This window comes from Dyella sp. (assembly GCF_051962475.1).
GTDB lineage: Bacteria > Pseudomonadota > Gammaproteobacteria > Xanthomonadales > Rhodanobacteraceae > Dyella_A.
In genome coordinates, this window is record NZ_JBQCCF010000036.1 from 90,514 (window position 1) to 109,236 (window position 18,723).

The 18,723-nt window shown below is 70.6% G+C and carries 11 protein-coding genes; 7 read left to right on the forward strand and 4 right to left on the reverse strand.

Annotated features, from left to right (window positions below; all coding sequences use genetic code 11):
* Positions 1–171: 171 nt before the first annotated feature.
* The 4 genes from ACTHJF_RS08675 to ACTHJF_RS08690 are packed head-to-tail and all read left to right on the forward strand — an operon-like array spanning position 172 to position 6,806.
* Positions 172–1,584, forward strand: a complete 1,413-nt coding sequence (locus ACTHJF_RS08675) for a TolC family protein (RefSeq protein WP_440266753.1) — start codon at positions 172–174, stop codon at positions 1,582–1,584.
* Positions 1,585–1,598: 14 nt separating this feature from the next.
* Positions 1,599–2,669 carry an efflux RND transporter periplasmic adaptor subunit gene (locus tag ACTHJF_RS08680; protein ID WP_440266754.1) on the forward strand — a complete coding sequence of 357 codons (1,071 nt, stop codon included), beginning with the start codon at positions 1,599–1,601 and terminating at the stop codon, positions 2,667–2,669.
* Between the two features lie 14 nt (positions 2,670–2,683).
* Positions 2,684–5,734, forward strand: a complete 3,051-nt coding sequence (locus ACTHJF_RS08685; RefSeq protein WP_440266772.1) for an efflux RND transporter permease subunit — start codon at positions 2,684–2,686, stop codon at positions 5,732–5,734.
* 40 nt (positions 5,735–5,774) lie between these two features.
* Positions 5,775–6,806, forward strand: coding sequence for a YncE family protein (locus ACTHJF_RS08690; RefSeq protein WP_440266755.1), 1,032 nt, complete (start codon positions 5,775–5,777; stop codon positions 6,804–6,806).
* Between the two features lie 71 nt (positions 6,807–6,877).
* On the opposite strand, the gene ssb is transcribed toward ACTHJF_RS08690, so the two are convergent.
* Positions 6,878–7,414, reverse strand: a complete 537-nt coding sequence (ssb, locus tag ACTHJF_RS08695; RefSeq protein ID WP_440266756.1) for a single-stranded DNA-binding protein — start codon at positions 7,412–7,414, stop codon at positions 6,878–6,880.
* A gap of 235 nt (positions 7,415–7,649) precedes the next feature.
* Between ssb and ACTHJF_RS08700 the strand changes: the two genes are divergently transcribed.
* On the forward strand, positions 7,650–8,465 hold the full coding sequence (locus tag ACTHJF_RS08700) for a hypothetical protein (protein ID WP_440266757.1): 816 nt from the start codon (positions 7,650–7,652) through the stop codon (positions 8,463–8,465).
* A gap of 10 nt (positions 8,466–8,475) precedes the next feature.
* Here ACTHJF_RS08700 and ACTHJF_RS08705 read toward each other — a convergent pair whose 3' ends face one another.
* The 3 genes from ACTHJF_RS08705 to ACTHJF_RS08715 form a co-directional block, all read right to left on the reverse strand.
* Positions 8,476–11,901 (reverse strand): EAL domain-containing protein, encoded by a 3,426-nt coding sequence (locus ACTHJF_RS08705; RefSeq protein WP_440266758.1) that lies wholly within the window; start codon positions 11,899–11,901, stop codon positions 8,476–8,478.
* Positions 11,902–12,062: 161 nt separating this feature from the next.
* The gene (locus ACTHJF_RS08710) at positions 12,063–13,055 is read right to left on the reverse strand and encodes a DedA family protein/thiosulfate sulfurtransferase GlpE (protein ID WP_440266759.1); all 993 of its coding nucleotides are present in this window, start codon (positions 13,053–13,055) and stop codon (positions 12,063–12,065) included.
* A gap of 42 nt (positions 13,056–13,097) precedes the next feature.
* The gene (locus ACTHJF_RS08715; protein ID WP_440266760.1) at positions 13,098–14,327 is read right to left on the reverse strand and encodes an MFS transporter; all 1,230 of its coding nucleotides are present in this window, start codon (positions 14,325–14,327) and stop codon (positions 13,098–13,100) included.
* Positions 14,328–14,479: 152 nt separating this feature from the next.
* Here ACTHJF_RS08715 and ACTHJF_RS08720 point away from each other — a divergent pair, with 152 nt between their 5' ends.
* Together ACTHJF_RS08720 and ACTHJF_RS08725 are read left to right on the forward strand one after the other, a co-directional pair.
* Complete coding sequence (locus ACTHJF_RS08720) at positions 14,480–15,472, forward strand: polyprenyl synthetase family protein (protein WP_440266761.1); 993 nt, start codon at positions 14,480–14,482, stop codon at positions 15,470–15,472.
* 182 nt (positions 15,473–15,654) lie between these two features.
* A complete protein-coding gene (locus ACTHJF_RS08725; protein ID WP_440266762.1) occupies positions 15,655–18,648 on the forward strand; it encodes a diguanylate cyclase in 2,994 nt (997 codons plus the stop codon).
* The last annotated feature ends 75 nt before the right edge of the window (positions 18,649–18,723 follow it).

Genomic DNA, 18,723 nt, shown 5'->3' on the forward strand with positions numbered 1-18,723 from the left:
CGGCTTGGCGCAACCTTACGTCAGCCCTGCCGGCGATGGTCGGTGCCACAGCTGGGGAGGCTCCGATCGTCCCTAAGCTGGAGCAAAGGAGCGGCCGCGATGATGGCAGTCTGCTGCGTCGCCGCCCCGGGTGGCGCGGCGTCTGTCGATCCGTCCGCTTGAGAGAGCTTCATGCATCGATGCCCCATCGCGCGATCCGGTCGCCACCCAGCCGTCACGGCGCGCCTTGGCCGCGGCCTGTCTGCGCTGGCGCTCACCCTGCTGGCCGGCTGCGCCGCCTATCGTCCGCTGCCGCTGCCGGCCGGGCGCGGGGCGGGCAGCGTCGGCCAGCTCAGCGCCCCGCTGCCGGCGCACGCGTGGCTGCCGGCACATCGCTTCGATCCCGCCGACGGGCTGGACGTGACCGAGCTGGCCACGCTGGCGGTGGCGAACAACCCGGACTTGCGCTCCAAGCGCGATGCGCTGGGCCTGGCGCGGGCGCAGGCGTTCGCCGCCGGTCTGCTGCCGGACCCCCAGCTCGCCCTGGGCGCGGATTTTCCCCGCAGCAACGCCCCCGGCCTCACCAGCGCATACAGCGCGGGCATCAGCGCCGACCTGGCCGCCCTGCTCAACCGTTCGTCGCGCGTTGCCGCCGCCCGCAGCCAGACGCAGCAGGTGAACCTGGACCTGCTGTGGGCCGAGTGGCAGACCGTGACGCAGGCGCGCGTGCTGTTCGAGCAGGTGACCACGCTGCAGGCCAAGGAGGTTCGGCTGCGACGCGAGCGCGACGCGCTGGCGCCGCTGGCTGCACAGGTGCAGACCGCACTGCGCGCCGGCAACCTCACCCACGATGCCGCAAGCGCCGGCCTCAACGCGCTCGCCGACGTACGCCACCGCCTGGACGACAACACCGTGGCGCTGCATCAGGCCGAGGCCGACCTGCACGGCCTGCTGGGCCTGGCGCAGGATGCGCCGATCGACCTGGTCGGCCCGCCGTGGCGCGACGACCCGTCACCCGCCGCAGTACAACGCGCGCTGGATGCGCTGCCGCAGCACCGGCCCGACCTGCTCGCCCTGCAGGCCGGCTACGCGTCGCAGGAGGCAAACCTGCGCGGCGCGATCCGCGCGCAGTTCCCGGCGATCACGCTCGGCTTCAACACCGCGCGCGACACCAGCGCGGTCTACACCCACGGCGTCACGCTGGGCATCACGCTGCCGCTGTTCGACCGCAACCGGGGCAACATCGCCATCGCCACGGCGACCCGCCAGCAGCTGCGCGACGACTACGCCGCGCGCGTGCTCGCCACGCGCACCGACATCCGCCGTCTCACCGACGACCTGGCCACGCTGACCCGCGCCGCCGCCGCGCAGGACCGCCACGCCCACGAACTGGCACAGGCGCGCCGTGCCGCCGAGCTCACCTGGCAGCACGGCGAGCTGGACTGGCCGACCTACCTGACGATCCGCGCCAACGCGCTCGGCGCCGACCTCGACCGACTGGACCTGCGCCAGCGGCGCGCCACCGCCGCGATCGCACTGAGCGCGCTGCTGGGCAGCACCGATCTCACTCCCGCGTCCCCACCCGCACGAGCCGCCACGCCATGATGCCGATCCGCGTCATGCCTTCCCTCCGCCCGCTGCTGCTGTGGCTGCCGCTGGCCGCCCTGCTGGCCGGATGCTCCAGCGGCCAGGGCGACGATCATGACTCTGGCAGCGCGGCCGGCGCGCGCGGCGCGGTCGCCGTCACCACCATGGTGCCCAAGCAGCAAGCCTTCCATGACACCGTGCAGGCCTGGGGCAGCGCGGTCAGCGATCCGCAGCGCGCCCGCATGATCGACCTCGGCCACGGCGGTCAGGTGCAGGCGCTGATGGTGAGCGCCGGGCAACGCGTGCGGCGCGGCGAACCGCTGCTGGTGATCGCGCCGGACCCGGCCGCCCGCAACGCGTATCGCCAGGCACTGAGCGCACGCCAACTCGCGCAGAGCGAGCTCGTCCGCTTCCAGGCGTTGGCCCGCCAGCGACTGGCGACGCAGTCGCAACTGGCCGCGGCGCGCAAGGCGCTGGCTGATGCCGAGGCCACGCTCGCCGCGCAACGCGCGCTGGGTGGCGGCGCGGCCGAGGAGACGGTGACGGCACCGGCCGACGGTGTGGTGACCAGCCGCAACGTCGGCCAGGGCGAGCGCTTCACCGCCAACGCAGCGCTGCTTTCCTTCACGCCCGATCAGGCGCTGGTCGCCGAACTGGGCGTGCAGCCGCCGGACGGCAGCAAGCTGCACGCCGGCATGGCGGTGCGCTTGCGCGGCGCCTACGGCGACGCCCCCACACTCGCCGGCACGCTGACGATGATCGGCGCGTCGATCGATCCGCAGAGCCACCTGCTGCCGGCGCGGGTCAGCCTGCCGGCGCAGGCCGGCGCCACGCTGGTGGCCGGCACGCCGCTGCAGGCCACCATCGAGACCCGCGACGTCACCGCCTGGGCCGTGCCGCGCGACGCCGTGCTACACGACGATCACGGCGACTACCTGTTCCAGCTCGATCATGGCAAAGCCAAGCGCGTCGACGTGACCCTGCGCAGCCCCGACGGCGATCCGGTGGGCGTGCTCGGGTCACTCGATACGAAGGCCCCGGTGATCGTGCAGGGCGTATACGAACTCCAGGACGGCGACGCCGTGCAGGAGTCGGCACGGTGAACCTCTCGCTGTGGATGCAACGGCACCGGCGCTCGCTGCTGTTTCTCGCCCTAATGCTGGCGCTCGGTGGCATCGCCAGCGCGTTCCTGATGCCGGTGGCGCTTTTTCCCAACGTCGCGTTTCCGCGCGTGCAGGTAACGCTGGACGCGGGCGACCGCCCGGCCGACCAGATGGCGATCGAGGTGACTACGCCGGTAGAGGAAGCGGTGCGCCGCGTGCGCGGCGTGCGCGACGTGCGTTCCACCACCAGCCGCGGCAGCGCCGAGATCGCGGTCACCTTCGACTGGGGCGCGGACATGGCCGCCGCACTGCAGGAGGTGAACGCCGCCGCCGGGCAGATCCTGCCGCAACTGCCGGCCGGCACCGCGCTCGAAACGCGGCGGATGGACCCCACCACCTTCCCGGTACTGGCCTACAGCCTGCGCTCGCACACGCTCTCGCCCACCGCCCTGCATGACCTGGCCGAGTACCAGCTGCGTCCGCTGCTGAGCGGCATCAACGGCGTGGCGCAGGTAGGCGTGCAGGGCGGCGAGGTGGCCGAGTTCCACGCCGACGTCGATCCGGCCAAGCTGCGCGCGTTCGGCCTCAGCCTCGCCGACGTCAGCCAGGCCGTGACCCGCGCCGCCACCGTCGACGCGATGGGCCGCGTGTCCGACCACTACAAGCTGTACCTGCTGCTGGCGGACAACCAGCCGCGGACGATCGCCGCGCTGGGCGACATCGTGCTGCGCGCCACGCCGGACGGCATGGTGCGCCTGCGCGACGTGGCGACGATCCGGCTCGATCACGTGCCGCAGTGGATCAAGGTCAACGCCGACGGCCAGAACGCGGTGCTGTTGCAGGTCTACCAGCAGCCCGACGGCAACAGCGTGCAGATCGCCCGCGAGGTGAAGCAGCACCTGGCCGACTTCGCGCCGCAGATGCCGGCCGGGGTGAACCTGGCCAACTGGTACGACCAGACCCAGCTGGTGACCCACGCCGCCGGCAGCGTGCGCGACGCGATCCTGATCGGCATCGCGCTGGCCGGGCTGGTGCTGTTCGCGTTCCTGCGCAACACGCGGGTGATCTTCATCGCGCTGATCGTGGTGCCCGCCGTGCTGGCGATCACCGTACTGCTGCTGCGCGTGCTGGGCATGAGCTTCAACATGATGTCGCTGGGCGGCATGGCCGCCGCGGTGGGCCTGATCATCGACGACGTGATCGTGATGCTCGAACACATCATGCGCAGGCTCGGCAGCGACAGCGGCGACGAGCAGACGCACGCGCGCATCGCCGGCGCGGCCTGGGAGTTCACTCGCCCGCTGACCGGCTCCAGCGCGGCCACGGTGGTGATCTTCCTGCCGCTGGCGTTTCTCTCCGGCGTCACCGGCGCGTTCTTCAAGGCGCTGTCGCTGACCATGGCCAGCGCGCTGATCATTTCCTACCTGCTGACCTGGATCGCCGTGCCGCTGCTGGCCGAACGCCTGCTCGACAAGCGTCACCGCGCCGAGCATCCTCCCGGGCGCTTCACCCGGCGCATGATGGCCGGCTACGAGCGCACGCTGCAGGCGTGGCTGAAGCGGCCGCTGCTGATCCTGTGGCTGGTGGTGCCTTTGCTGGTGGTCGGCGGCTTTGCCTACACGCGAGTGGGCACCGGCTTCATGCCGAGCATGGACGAGGGCGGCTTCATCCTCGACTACCGCTCCGACCCGGGCACTTCGCTGGCGGAAACCGATCGCCTGCTACGTCAGGTGGAAGCGATCATCCGCGCCAATCCCTATGTGGACACCTACTCGCGGCGCACCGGCCTGCAGCTCGGCGGTGGCCTCACCGAGGCCAACGAGGGCGACTTCTTCGTGCGCTTGAAGAGCGGTCCGCGACCCAGCACCGAGCAGGTGATGGAGCAAGTGCGCAGCAAGGTGGAAGCGCAGGTGCCGGGGCTGGACGTGGAACTGGCGCAGCTGATGGAAGACCTGATCGGCGACCTGGTGGCGGTGCCGCAGCCGATCGAGGTGCAGCTGTACGGCGACGATCCCAAGCAGCTCGGCGCCACCGCCGGCAAGGTGGCCGCGTTGGTCGACAAGATCAACGGCGTGGTCGGCGTACGCGACGGCATCAACCCGGCCGGCGACGCGCTGGACATCCATGTCGATCCGGCCCGTGCGGGTCTGCTGGGGCTCGATCCGGTGGGCGTGGTCGATCAGGTGAACGCAGCGATCGACGGCACCGTGGCCGCGCGTCTGCCCACCGGCGGCAAGCTGGTCGGCGTGCGCGTGCGCATTCCCGAGAGCGCACGCAGGCGTCTTGACCAGATCGCGTCGCTGCCGATCCGCGCCGCCGACGGCCACCTGCTGCCGCTGTCGCAGGTGGCCACGCTGACGCCGGTGCAGGGCCAGCCGCAGATCACCCGCGACAACCTCAAACGCATGGTCGCGGTGACTGGACGCATCAGCGGCCGCAGCCTGGGCTCGGCGATCGCCGACGTGAAGGCCGCGCTGGCCAAACCCGGCGTACTGCCGAAAGGCATGTTCTATCAGCTCGGCGGCCTCTATCAGCAGCAGCAGCAGGCTTTCCGCGGGCTCACCATCGTGATGGTGGCGGCGATCGCGCTGGTGTTTACCCTGCTGCTGTTCCTGTACGAGAGTTTCCGCGTGGCGCTGGCGATCCTGGCCATGCCGCTGCTGGCGCTGCCGGCGGTGTTCATCGGGCTGTGGCTGACCGGCATCGAGCTCAACATCTCCTCGATGATGGGCATGACGATGATCGTGGGCATCGTCACCGAGGTGGCGATCTTTTATTTCTCCGAGCTGCAGCAGGCCGACGACGACGAGGCGCAGCGCGAGCTGCCGCTGCACGATGCGCTGAGTCGCGCCGGCCAGCACCGTACGCGGCCGATCCTGATGTCCACCCTCGCCGCCATCCTGACCCTGCTGCCGCTGGCGCTGGCGATCGGCCAGGGCTCGCAGATGCAGCAGCCGCTGGCGGTGGCCATCATCGCCGGCATGCTGTTGCAACTTCCGCTGGTGTTGCTGGTGATGCCGGTGCTGTATGCCGTGCTGCGCCGGCATCGCCGTGCCGCGGCCTGATCGCCTCCACGCTCACCTCACCCACCGTAAGGGAACCACCATGAAGCCACCGCTGCGCTCGGCCCTGCCTCTCGCACTCGCCCTGCTGCTGGCGCCGTTCGCTCCCGCGCACGCCGGCGGTGCGGCTCCGTTGAAAGTGATCGACCGCTGGCCGCTGGGCGGCCACGGCGGCTGGGATTACCTCTCCGTGGATGCACCGCACCGGCATCTGTTCGTCAGCCGCGGCGACCGCGTGGTAGTGGTGGACCTGGCCAACGGCAAGCCAGTCGGCACCATCGCCAATACTGCCGGCGTGCACGGCGCCGCCGTCGCCGACGATCTCGGGCAAGGCTTCACCAGCAACGGCGCGAGCGCCTCGGTGACGGTGTTCGACCTGGCCACGCTCAAGCCGCTGGGCACCGTTGCCGGCACCGGCCAGAACCCGGACGCGATCCTCTACGACTCCGCCTCGCACCACGTGTTCACCTTCAACGGCCGCAGCGCCTCGGCCAGCGTGATCGACCCGGCCAAGCGCGCGGTGATCGCCACCATCGCTCTGCCCGGCAAGCCGGAGTTCGCCCAGGCCGATGGCGCCGGCCACGTCTACGTGAACATCGAGGACAAGGCCGAGCTGGTCGAACTCGACTCGCACAGCAACGCCGTGCTGCATACCTGGTCGCTGGCGCCGTGCGAGTCGCCCAGCGGACTGGCGCTGGACAACGCGCACCATCGCCTGTTCTCGGTGTGCGACAACCGCATCATGGCGGTGACCGATGCTGAAACCGGCAAGCAGGTCGCCACGGTGGCAATCGGCAACGGCCCCGACGCGGCGGCCTTCGACCCGGCCACCGGCACGATCTACAGTTCCAACGGACAGAGCGGCACGATCACCGCCGTGCACGAAGACGACGCCGACCACTACACCGTCGCCGCCACCGTTCCCACGCAGAAGAGCGCGCGCACCATGACGCTCGATCCGCAGACCCACCGCCTCTACCTCTCCGCCGCCACGCCGGGCGCCAAGAAGAACGCCCGCGGCTGGCCGGAGATGCTGCCGGACAGCTTCACCGTGCTGGTGATCGGCCAGCCCTGATCCACACCGACTCCGCACAAGCAAAAAGCCCGCATCGCTGCGGGCTTTTTGTCGAGGCCTGACCGTTTCGATCAGAACGGGATGTCGTCGTCGTCGAAGCCGCCGGTGTCGGCCGGCGCGGGTGCCTGGCGCGGCATGTCGTTGCCGCCGCGGTTGTAGTCGCCGCCGCCGCGGTTGCCACCACCGCCCGAACGGCCGCCACCACCGCCGCCCTGGCCGCGCTGCTGGTAGCCGCCACCACCGCCACCGCCGCCCATGCCGCCGCCTTCACCGCCGCCGCCGAGCATCTGCATCTCGCTGGCCACGATGTCGGTGCTGTAGCGCTCCACGCCCTGCTTGTCAGTGTACTTGTCGGTGCGCAGCGAGCCTTCGATGTAGATCTGGCGGCCCTTCTTCAGGTATTCGCCGGCGATCTCGGCCAGGCGGCCGAACAGCTTCACGCGGTGCCACTCGGTGCGCTCCTGCTTTTCGCCGCTCTGCTTGTCGGTCCAGCTCTCGGAGGTGGCCACGCTGAGCGAGGTGATCGCCGTGCCGCTGGAGGTGTAGCGCACTTCCGGGTCCGCGCCCAGATTGCCGACCAGGATGACCTTGTTGATACCGCGTGCCATGGGACTACCTCGCTTTGCTGGGCCGGCGCGCGCATCGCCGGCCGACGGTCTGGTGTAGCCGGGCGGCTGGCGGTAGCCGCGCCCGACGGACTGCCTATCATAGCCGGCCGCTCCCCTTTCGGCGTGCCCGCGACCGCGCCGGGCCGCATCCGCCGCCGTGCTGCGCCCGTACATACCGGGGTCTGCCCGACGCCGCTGGCGGCTGGGCATCCCGTTTCCGGCAAGGAGAATGCGCGTGACCACCGCCCTGTCGCCGGCCACCCGTGCGGCCGCGCTGACCCTGCTGCTTGCCGGCACCGGCCTCGCTGCCGCCCAAACGCCCACGCCCGATGCCGGCATTCGCCAGCTCGAAGGCACGGCCTACGCCACCGGTGACGGCCACGTGATGTACCGCGAGTCGCACTGGCTGTTCGACGATGCGCAAGGGCCGGCGCGACTGGTGCTGTACCGCTGCCCGGACGGGCGCGCGTTTGCCCGCAAGCTGCTGCACGACGACGGCCACGCCCAGGCGCCGGACTTCGAGCTGGTGGATGGCCGTACCGGCTATCGCGAGGGCGTGCGGCGCGTGGGCGACCAGCGCGTGGTGTTCGTGCGCGCCAACACCACGGCCGCCGAGCGCAGCAAGCCATTGGATACCACGCCGCTGCCGGTGATCGACGCCGGCTTCGACGCCTACATCCGCAGTCACTGGGATCGCCTGGGCCGCGGCGAGTCGGACACGGTGCCGTTCGTGATCCCGAGCCGGCTGGGCACGCTGAAGTTCAGCGTCAAGCGGGTGGAGGACGCCGTCGTGGAAGGACGCCCCGCCCGCCAGTACCGCCTGAGCCTGGCTAGCTGGATCGGCTTCGCCCTGCCGCACATCGACGTGGCCTACGACGCGCGCAGCCGCTCGCTGCTGCGCTTCGTGGGTCTGGCCAACGTGCACGCCAGTAACGGCGATAACGTGCGCGCGCGGATCGAGTTCAACCCTACGGACGAGCGTCCCGCCAGGCCGGCTGAGATGATGCAGGCGCGGCAGGCGCCACTGGATGGGCGCTGCTCTATTCCCTGACGGCGCCGCATCATTCGTCGGCGGGCGTGGTCATGCCGAACAATCGAGCCAGCGGCTCGGGGCGGTGGATCAGGTAGCCCTGCGCGAAGTCGACCGGGAAGGTGGCGACGATCGCCATCAACTCCTCGCGCTCCACGCATTCGGCGATAGTCTGGATGCCCAGCACGCGGGCCACCTCGCAGAAGCTGCGCACGGACACCTGGTCGAGCGGATCGCTGGCCAGGCCGAGCACGAACTGGCCATCGATCTTGAGGTAGTCCACGCTCAGGTGCTTGAGGTAGCCAAACGAGGCGACGCCAGCGCCAAAGTCGTCCAGCGCAATGCGGATGCCTCGCCGCCGCATGGCCTCCAGGAACGCCCGCGCATCGGCCAGGTTGGTGATCGCGGCCGTTTCGGTGATCTCGAAGCACAGCCGGCGCACGTCGAAGCGCGCGCGCACGATCAGGCCGTCGACGAAATCGTGGAACGCGCGATCGCCGATCGACTGGCCGGACAGGTTGAGCGACAGCATCGCCGGCATGTCCACGCGCTGGTGCCAGTCCGACAACAGGTCGAACACGCTCTGCACCACCCAGCGATCGATGCGGCTGGCCAACTGATAACGCTCCGCCGCGGGCATGAAGGCGGCGGGCGACACCGGCGTACCATCGTCATCGGCCAGTCGCAGCAGCACCTCGGCATGCCAGCCGTGGCCATTGGCACGCTCGGAGAGCGGCTGGATGCGCTGGGCGTAGAGCAGGAACCCATGGTGGTCCAGCGCCCTCTCGATGCGAGCACCCCAGGCGGCGTCGCCGGCCTGCGCCTGCACTGAGGCGTCCTGCGCCGCCCAGGTGTGGAAACGTCCCCGGCCGCCGGACTTGGCGATGTAGCAGGCAATGTCGGCCGCACGCATCACCGCATCGAGCGCCTGCGTGCCGCCCTCGATCGGCACCAGGCCGATGCTGGTGCCGACGCGGAAGCTCTGCTCGGTGCCGGTGACATAGCGATAGTCGTCCGCGGCGTCGCAGATGGCCTGCGCGATGCGCTCGCCCTGCTCGCGCGTGCATTCTTCCAGCAGGATCGCGAACTCGTCGCCACCCAGCCGCGCGACCGTGTCGTGCCGGCGCACGCAGGCACGCATCAATGCGGCCAGCTGCATCAATACCTCGTCACCGGCGTGGTGGCCGCAGGTGTCGTTGATGATCTTGAAGTGATCCAGGTCGACGAACAGCACGGCGCCGCACACACCCTCATCGGCAGCGCGACGCAGGAAGCGCAGCAGGCGCTCCTTGTACTCGGCGCGGTTGGGCAACCCGGTGAGCGCGTCGTGGCGGGCCTGGTGTGATATTTCGCGGCTCAGCGCGCGCGCCTCGGTCACATCGTGGAACACCATCACCGCACCGCGCAGCACGCCCTCGTCGTCGCGGATCGGCGCGGCGGAGTCGGCGATGCCCACTTGCCGCCCGTCGCGCGCGACCAGCACCGTGTTGTGCGCCAGCCCCACGACGCGCCCCTCCGCCAGCGCCGTGTACACCGGGTTGCCGGCGGCGTGTCCGGTTTCCTCGCTGACCAGGTGCAGCACCTCGCCGATCGGGCGCCCCACCGCTTCGCCGACTTGCCAGCCGGTGAGAGTGGCCGCGGCAGGATTGATCCAGGTGATGTAGGCCTGCGCGTCGGTGGTGATCACCGCGTCGCCAATCGAGTGCAGCGTGACCCGCAGCAGCTCGCGGTTCTCCGCCAGCGCCAGTTCGGCGCGCTTGCGACGGGTGATGTCCTGCAACGTGCCGGTGAGGCGCACTGGCTTACCCTGTTCCACCTCCGCCTCACCTAGCGTGCGCACCCAGATGGCGCGGCCGGCGTAGGTGACGCAAGGCAGCTCCATATCCCATCCTTGGCCACCGGCGCTGGCGCGATCCATGGCAACCTGCAGGCGCGTGCGGTCGCCCTCGGCAAACAGCGCCAGCGCGCCACCCGGCGCCGGCACATAGCCGGCAGGCATGTCCACGATGCGCCGCGCCTGCTCCGACCAGGTGATCGCGCGCGTGGCCAGGTCGATCCGCCAGCCACCGACACCGGCGACGTCACCCGTGCGTTGGAGGAAGGCACGGCTTTCCTGCAAAGCGTCCTGCATGGCGCGTCGCGCAGTGATGTCGGCCAGGATCACGATGAACCCGGTGAGTCGCCCATCGCGGGCATGCATGCGCTGCACTTCCAGCTCCACCCACAGCGGCTCGCCGCGGCGATTGCGCATCGACACCTCGCCCTGGAACGAGGCCAGCTCCTGCACGGCGCGCCGTACCGTGGCGCAAGCGTCATCTGCGCCTGGCTGCTCACCCAGCAACGGGCACAGCAGCTGGCCCTGCACGTCGCCTGGCAAGTGGTCGATCAGTCGGGCGAAGGCGGGGTTGCTCCACGCGACGCGGCCATCGGTGCCGGCGATCACCACCGCGTCGGTAGTGAGGCGCGCCACCATAGCCAGGCGGTCGAGCTCCAGGGTCATCGAACGCGTCAGGTCGATCGCACGCTGCCGTCCGGCCAGCAGCAGCCAGGCGACCACCGCCATCAGCAGGCTGAGCAGACCACCGGCGACGCCCAACCGACTCGCCTGGGCCGCGTCGTTCGCGACCGCCGCGTCGAACACCGGCATGCTGCGCATGACCAGGCGCAGTCGTCGTCCGCCCACGTTCACCTCGGCCTGCCGCTCGTAGCGGGACGGGTAACTCGCCGCCGTGCGGGTTGCGATGGGATACACCATCACCGGGGCCGCCGCGGTGACGTCGGCCAGGGTGAAATCCACCAGCCGTTCGTCGCTACCTTGCGCCTCGAGCATGCTGGCGTAATCCACCGCGGCGTAGACCAGGCCCAGCAGGTCGCCTGGGGAGGCATCGCGATACACCGGCAGGAAATACAGCGCGCCGAACTCGACACCGGTGCCCTGCAGCAGGTGGATCGGCCCGGTGACGGCGAATGCCCGATCGGCCACGGCGCGCCGCACGGCCTCGCGACGTACCGCTTCGGAAGCCACGTCCAGACCCAGTGCCGCCGCATTGCGCTCGATCGGCTCGATCGAGCGGATCACGTACATCTGCTCGGGCGTGCCGACCGTGCGCAGCGTGAAGGGCCGCACGTACCACCGCTGCATGCGCGCGATGAACGCGTCGCGCTCGCCGCGCGATACCGGCTCGATGAAGCCGAAGCCGTACACGCCGGGGAAGTCGTGCGGCAGGTCGCGCGTCAGCACCGCGCGGCGGAACTCATCCGGCGCCGGCTGGCGCTGCATCGCCAGCACCATCCCGCGCAGGCCGCCCAGGCCGTAGGCCGGCAAGGTAAGCCGCAACGCCACCTGCTGACGCAACTGCTCGCTGGCCTTGCGGAACTGGCTGTCGCGGATGGCCTGGGCGTCGGCACGCGTGCGCAGTACCGCCCAGGCGGTTACCGCGCCTCCGACAGCGAACACGAGCACCGCTCCGACGAACGCGCCCCGCAACACCCGGCGTCTGGCTTTCACCCCGTACTCCGCAGGACAACCCTCCGGCGCACCCGGCGCCGGCCCCGCAGGCTACCGACAGCCTGCCGCGGGATTCTGGCGCACGCCGTACCCAGCCAAGGCGAGCTGGATCAAACCCGCAGCGAGGGGGCGACCAGCGCTCCGCCGCGGCCGGCGGGCGCCGCGCCGGGCAGGTGCTCCAGCGTGTAGCCGGCGGCATCCCAGGCATCGAGCCCGCCCTGTAGCGGGCGCACGTGGCGATAGCCCAGCGACATCAGCAGCTGCGCGGCCTTGGCGGCGGACACCTCGTTGGGACAGCTGCAATAGATCACCAGCTCGCGGTCACGCGGCACGTCGGCCAGCGCCACGTGCACGCCTTCGAGATCGGCCAGCAAGGCGCCAGGGATCACTCGCCCGTCGAGCAGGCGCGAGGCGGACGAGCGCACGTCCACCACCACCGGATTCTGGCCGGCGGCGATCGCCTCGTTCAGTTCGTCCACCGAGATGCGCGCCATGCGCAGCGCCGTCAGCAGGCGATGGCGCTGCCACCATTTGGCCGCGATGTACAGCAGCAGCAGGGCGAACAGCGCCTCCAGCGCCACCGTGCCAGCCCGCTCGATTGCCGCCAGCACGCGGTCGACCTCGTCGGCGAAGGCGTAGCCCAGCCCGACCGCTGCCCCGGCCCACAGCAGCGAGCCGAGCCCGTCGAGCAGCACGAACGCGCCCGCGCGCAGCCCCATGGCGCCGACCAGCGGCGGCGCCACGGTGGACAGTCCCGGCACGAACTTGGCGACCAGCAGCATGCGTCCACGCCAGCGCTCGAAGCGCAGCTCGGACTGCTTCACGCAGGAATCGGGCGACAGCGAAATGCGGCACAGCGTGCGCATCACGCCCGCACCGAAGCGCCGGCCGGCGAGATACCACGCCGTGTCGCTGAGCAGGCAGGCGGCCAGCGCAGCCAGCACCACGCCCGGCAGCAGCAGCCGGTCACTGGCCGCCAGCGCGCCGGCGACGATCAACGTGGGTACGGCCGGCACGGGCGCACCGGCCTGTTCGACCAGCACGTTGAAAAACACCACCAGCAATCCGTACTGCGCGATCAGCGCGATGAGCTCGTGAGCCATGCAGGCCTCCCTGGCGCGGCCGAAACCGGCCGCAGGCGCCCATCATTGGGCCGGGTCGGCCCCATTGCAATCGAGCGTCGGCGGAGCGGCTGCATCCATGCCGGCAATGCGCCGCGCGCCCAGCATTACCAGCGGCAGCCACAGCAGGGTCAGCGCGGCGGCGCAGGCGAATACGCCGGACGGCCCGAGCCGGCCCAGTGCGACGCCACCGACCGCCCCGCCAACAAAGGCGCCCATGAACTGGCTGGTGGAATACGCGCCCATCGCCGCGCCGCGCAGCGTCGCCGGGGCCAGACGCGACACCAGGCTGGGCAGCGCCGCCTCGAGCAGGTTGAAGCCGGAGAAGAACATCGCCGCCGCCACGCCCAGCAGGGCGATGTGATCGCCGCCCAGCGCAAAGCCCAGCAGCGCCACGCCGATCACCACGATGCACACCATCACGATGCGCAGGCTCTGCGCGATCTCCTTCATGTGATGCAGGCTGGCGCCCATCACGAAGGCGGCGATCGCCATCACCGGCAGGTACAGCTCCCAATGCCGGCTCACCGGCAGGTGCAGCGTGTCCACCAGCAGCAGCGGCAGGCCGACGAAGCTGGCCGTGAGCAATAGATGCAGGAAGAACACCGAACCGTTGAGCACCAGCAGACGGCGGTCGCGCAGCATCGCCGCCACGCCACTGAAGGTAGTGGCCGCCGGCGCCCGCGCGCGCTCGGGCGTAGGCACGATCAACCACAGCAGCGCCAGCGCCAGCAGGGCGAGGACGGAGGTGGCGGCGAACAGGCCCGGCAGCCCGTCGACGGCCTCCAGCGGCGGGCCCAGGATCAACGCCAGCAGGAACGCCATGCCGATCGACACGCCGATGATGCCCATCACCTTGCTGCGGTTTTCCTCGCGGGTGAGGTCGGCGGCCAGCGCGGTACCGGCGCCGGCCACCGCGCCCATGCCCTGCAAGGCACGGCCGATGACAATGCCGGTCAGCGTGTGCGACATCGCCGCCACCAGCCCGCCTGCGGCGAACACGCCCAGGCCCATGCTGATCGCCGGCTTGCGACCGATGCGGTCGGACAGCAGGCCCAGCGGCAACTGCAGACACATCTGGCCCAGCCCGTACACGCCCAGAGCCATCCCGATCAGCAGCGGCGTGGCATCCGGCAGCGTCTTCGCGTACACCGAGAACACCGGCATGATCAGGAACAAGCCGAACAAGCGCAGGCTGATCACGCAGGCCAGGGTCAGCGCGCTGCGGCGTTCGAGCGGGGAAAGCGCGCTCACGGCGCGACGGGGCAGGACAAAGTCATCGGGCAAGTATACGAAGCGGCGGTGCCGCGCCGTTGCGGCGGCATGTCGCGCTGGCACGCGGGCGCGCCCGATGCCGCGCAAACCCTATAATCGTGCGCTGGCTACTCCCACGACAAAAGAACCCGATGCCCGCTGACGCCTCCCGCCCCGACGACTTCACCCGCGTACGCGAGCTGGCCGCCGGCGACATGCAGCGCGTCGACACGCTGATCCGCACCCGGCTCGCCTCCGACGTGGTGCTGATCAACCAGATTGCCGAGCACATCATCGCCGGCGGCGGCAAAAGGTTGCGACCGATGCTGCACGTGCTGGCGGCCCGGGCGGCCGGCTACGCGGGGGACAAGCACATCAAGCTCGCCGCGATCGTGGAATTCATCCACACCTCCACGCTGCTGCACGACGACGTGGTGGACGAATCGGACCTTCGCCGCGGCCGCAAGACCGCCAACGCGCTGTGGGGCAACGCGGCCAGCGTGCTGGTGGGCGACTTTCTCTACTCGCGCTCGTTCCAGCTGATGGTGGAACTGGACGACATGCGGATCATGCGCATCCTCGCCGACACCACCAACACCATCGCCGAGGGCGAGGTGCTGCAGCTGCTCAACATCGGCAACGCCGACGTGGACGAGGCGGCGTACCTGGCGGTGATCGAGCGCAAGACCGCGGTGCTGTTCGCTGCGGCCACCGAGCTCGGCGGCCTGCTCGGTGGCCTGCCGCAGGAGCAGGTCACGGCGCTGCGCAGCTACGGGATGGAACTGGGCTACGCGTTCCAGATCGCCGACGACCTGCTCGACTACGTCAGCGACGCCGGAACGCTGGGCAAGAACATCGGCGACGACCTCGCCGAGGGCAAGCCGACGTTGCCGCTGATCTACGCGCTGAAGAGCGCCAGCGCGGAACAGGCGCAGTCGCTGCGCCACGCCATCGAGCACGGCGGGCTGGATTCGCTGGACCGCATCATCGCCTCGATCCGCGACTCCGGTGCGCTGGAGCGCACCCGCGCACGCGCCGAGCAGCACGCCCGCGCTGCCCACGCTGCGCTGGACGTCCTGCCCGCCTCGGCGCATCGCGACGCGCTGCTGGCGCTGGCCGACTACTCCGTGGCACGCAATCACTGAGCGCCCGGTCGTAGCGTCGGCGGCCTGCCTTTAGAATGCGCGGCGAGCCGGCCTCCCTGCGCCGGCGCGCTTCCAGGCCGCCCCGCATGGCTTTGTCCGACCGCATCCGCGCCGCCGTCCCGAGTGCCCCCGCGTGGGCGGCCGCCGGTTTGCGCAGACGGTGGCGCGGCTGGTGGATGCTGATGACCGGGCTGCTATGCCTGGCGCCGGCGTTTGCCGCGGGCAGCCAGGGGTCGCCGTGGGACCGCTGGCGCGAGATCGCTTTCGAGCAGCTCACCGTGGCCGGCGGCCTGCCCCACGCCACCACTACCAGTTTCGCCCAGGCCGACGATGGCGCGTTGTGGATCGGCACCTTCGGCGGCCTGGTGCGCTACGACGGCTACCGCACCCAGGTGTTCCGCCAGGCCGACGACGACCGCGGCCTGCCGGACAACTACGTCCGCGCGCTGGCCGCCACGCCGGACGGCGGCGTGCTGGTGGCGACCACCAGCGGCGGCGTTGTGCATTTCGACCCGGCCAGCAACCGATTCCTGCGATTGGACGCTTCGCCCGCACACGGCACCGGCGCGCGCGTCTACGCGTTGGCGCCGGACCACGCCGGCGGCTTCTGGATCGCCGCGCAGAGCGGCTTGATCCATCTGCGCGCGGATCTGCGGACGCTGGAGCGGCCGGCGGGCGCACCCACCGACACGCTGTTCTCGGTGCTGCAGGATCGCTCCGGCAACGTGTGGGCGGGCACCGCGCACGGGCTGTACGTGGGGCGCCCCGGCGCCGCGGCATTCAAACGGGTGGAACGTGGCGACGCCGCCGCGCGGGCGATGCTGTCCAGCGACATCTGGGCGCTGCGCGAGGATGCCGCCGGCGTACTCTGGGTCGGCACCGGCTCGGCGGGCGTGGCAGCGCTCGGCCCCCACGGAAAGATCCGCCTGCCGACGAACCTGGGCGCCGTCAGTCCGGCGATCCAGCGGCGCACCGTGCGGGACATCCTGCCCGCGCCGGACGGGCGGCTGTGGATCGCCACCGACGGCATAGGCATCGCCCTCTTCGATCCACGCACCGGGGAAACCAGTGCGCTGCGCCACGACCCGGGCCGGCCCAGCTCGCTCGGCGGCGACATCGTGCGCGCGCTGTTTCTGGACCGCTCCGGCGGATTGTGGGCGGCCACCGAATCGACCGCCTCGCGTTGCGACACTCGCCCGTCGATCGTGCACACGCTGGACGGCCGCGCGCTGTTCGGTTCGCAGGGAGCGCAGATCGACCAGAACGTGCGCAGCGTGTTCACCGATCGCGACGGTATCGTCTGGCTGGGCTTCAATCGCGGTCACGTGGCAGCGGTGGACCCTGCGCATGGAAGCATCCGCACGCTGGAACTGCCCGGCCATCAGGCCGATCAGGACATCCGCGCGATCGCCCAGCTGGACGATGGCCGCATCGTTGCCGGCGCGCGCGGACTGGTGACCATCGACCCCGCCACGCTGGCGGTGTCCGCCTATCCGGTCGATGGCCTGGACGGCAAGCCCATACTCGCGCTGGCGATGTACCAGCACACGCTGATGGCCGGCGCCTACGACGGGCTCTATCGGATCGACGCGAACCGCCACGTGCGGGTCTACCGGCACGTGGCGGGCGACCCGCACAGCCTGCCCGACGATCAGGTGCGCAACATCGTGCCGATGCCCGATGGCCGAGCCTGGATCGCCACCACCAACGGCCTGGGCATTCTGTCCGCCGACAGCGATGCGTTCGAGACCTGGCGCAACGTGCCCGGCGACGCCACCAGCCTGCCGCAGAACTATCTCGGCTCGATCGTGCCGGTGGGCGATCAAGTGTGGATCGGCACTTACGGCGGGCTGGCCCGCACACCGCTGACGGTGGCGGCCGGCACTCGTCGCTTCACGACCGTGCGCGCCCGCGACGGCCTGGGCAGCGACAATGTCGCGGCGGTCCTGCCGGACACGCACGGGCGCCTGTGGGCCGCCACGGCGGATGGGCTGTCGGTGCTCGACCCGGCATCTGGCGTCATCCGCACGCTGGGGCTGCGCGACGGCCTCGCTGCGCGCTTCTACAACCACCGTACGGCGGCAACCGGCCCGGATGGCGAGCTGATGTTCGGTGGCCTCGACGGCCTGGCCGTCATCGAGCCCGACGCACCGGTCGAAGCCGGCCGGCTCGACGCGCCGCTGGCGATCACCGCGATCACCGCCGACGAGCGCGCCATCCCGTTCGCCCGCCTGCCCACCCCCGGCCATGCGCTGACCCTCCCGGGCGACACCCATGCGCTGCGTATCCGTTTCGCCCTGCTCGACTTCACCGCAAGCGCCGACGTGCGCTACAGCTATCGGCTGGACGGCTTCGACCAGCGCTGGACCACGATGGAAGCAGGATCGCGCCCGGGCACGATCTACACCAACCTGCCTGGTGGCGATTACCTGCTGCGCGTGCGAGCGACCATTCCCGGCCTTCACGCACGCGCGGTGGAAACGGCGCTGCCGCTGTCCATCGCGCCGCTGTGGTGGGAGCGCGGCTGGGTCCGCGCCGCGCTCGCGCTGCTGGCGATCGCGCTGCTGCTGGGGGTGATGCAGCTGCGCACGCGTTACCTGCATCGGCGCGCTGCCGAGCTGGGCCGGCTGGTGCGCGAACGTACCAGCGAACTGCAGGCGGCCAACGAACAGTTGCGACGACTGGCCAGCACCGACGAACTCACCGGTCTGCTCAACCGTCGCGCCCTGATGCATCAACTCGAACACGAGTACGCCGCCGCCCGGCAACGGGGTGTCCCGCTGTCGATCGTCATGCTCGATCTGGACGCGTTCAAGGCACTCAACGACCGCCATGGCCACCTGGCCGGCGACGATGCCCTGCGCGGCGTCGCCACCATCGTGAGCGACTGCTGCCGCAGCATCGACCACGTCGGGCGTTACGGCGGCGAGGAAATCATGATCATTCTGGTGCACGCCGACATGGAGACGGCGATGCCGGTGGCCGAGCGGATGCGCGCAGCGATCGCCGCCACCGCCCTGCTGCACGGCAGCGGTACGCTGCACCTGACCGCGAGCATCGGTGTGGCCACGCTGCTGCCGCACGAGCGCCCGCAGGACCTGGTGGCCCGCGCCGATGCCGCGCTCTACCGCGCCAAGCGCGCCGGCCGCAACACGGTGGAGCGAGCGACCGCCTGAGTGCGAACGCCCGTGTCTCCACTGCACGGGCAGCGCACCCGGTCCTGAAAGCGCACGGCCAATCCGCCCCGGCGT

Bases quoted from the DNA above. Each gene is read 5' to 3' on its own strand.
- ACTHJF_RS08720 (WP_440266761.1), top strand. From the start codon at position 14,480: ATGCCCGCTGACGCCTCCCGCCCCGACGACTTCACCCGCGTACGCGAG.
- ACTHJF_RS08680 (WP_440266754.1), top strand. From the start codon at position 1,599: ATGCCTTCCCTCCGCCCGCTGCTGCTGTGGCTGCCGCTGGCCGCCCTG.
- ACTHJF_RS08675 (WP_440266753.1), top strand. From the start codon at position 172: ATGCATCGATGCCCCATCGCGCGATCCGGTCGCCACCCAGCCGTCACG.
- ACTHJF_RS08725 (WP_440266762.1), top strand. From the start codon at position 15,655: ATGACCGGGCTGCTATGCCTGGCGCCGGCGTTTGCCGCGGGCAGCCAG.
- ACTHJF_RS08710 (WP_440266759.1), bottom strand. From the start codon at position 13,055: ATGGCTCACGAGCTCATCGCGCTGATCGCGCAGTACGGATTGCTGGTG.
- ACTHJF_RS08685 (WP_440266772.1), top strand. From the start codon at position 2,684: ATGCAACGGCACCGGCGCTCGCTGCTGTTTCTCGCCCTAATGCTGGCG.
- ACTHJF_RS08690 (WP_440266755.1), top strand. From the start codon at position 5,775: ATGAAGCCACCGCTGCGCTCGGCCCTGCCTCTCGCACTCGCCCTGCTG.
- ssb (WP_440266756.1), bottom strand. From the start codon at position 7,414: ATGGCACGCGGTATCAACAAGGTCATCCTGGTCGGCAATCTGGGCGCG.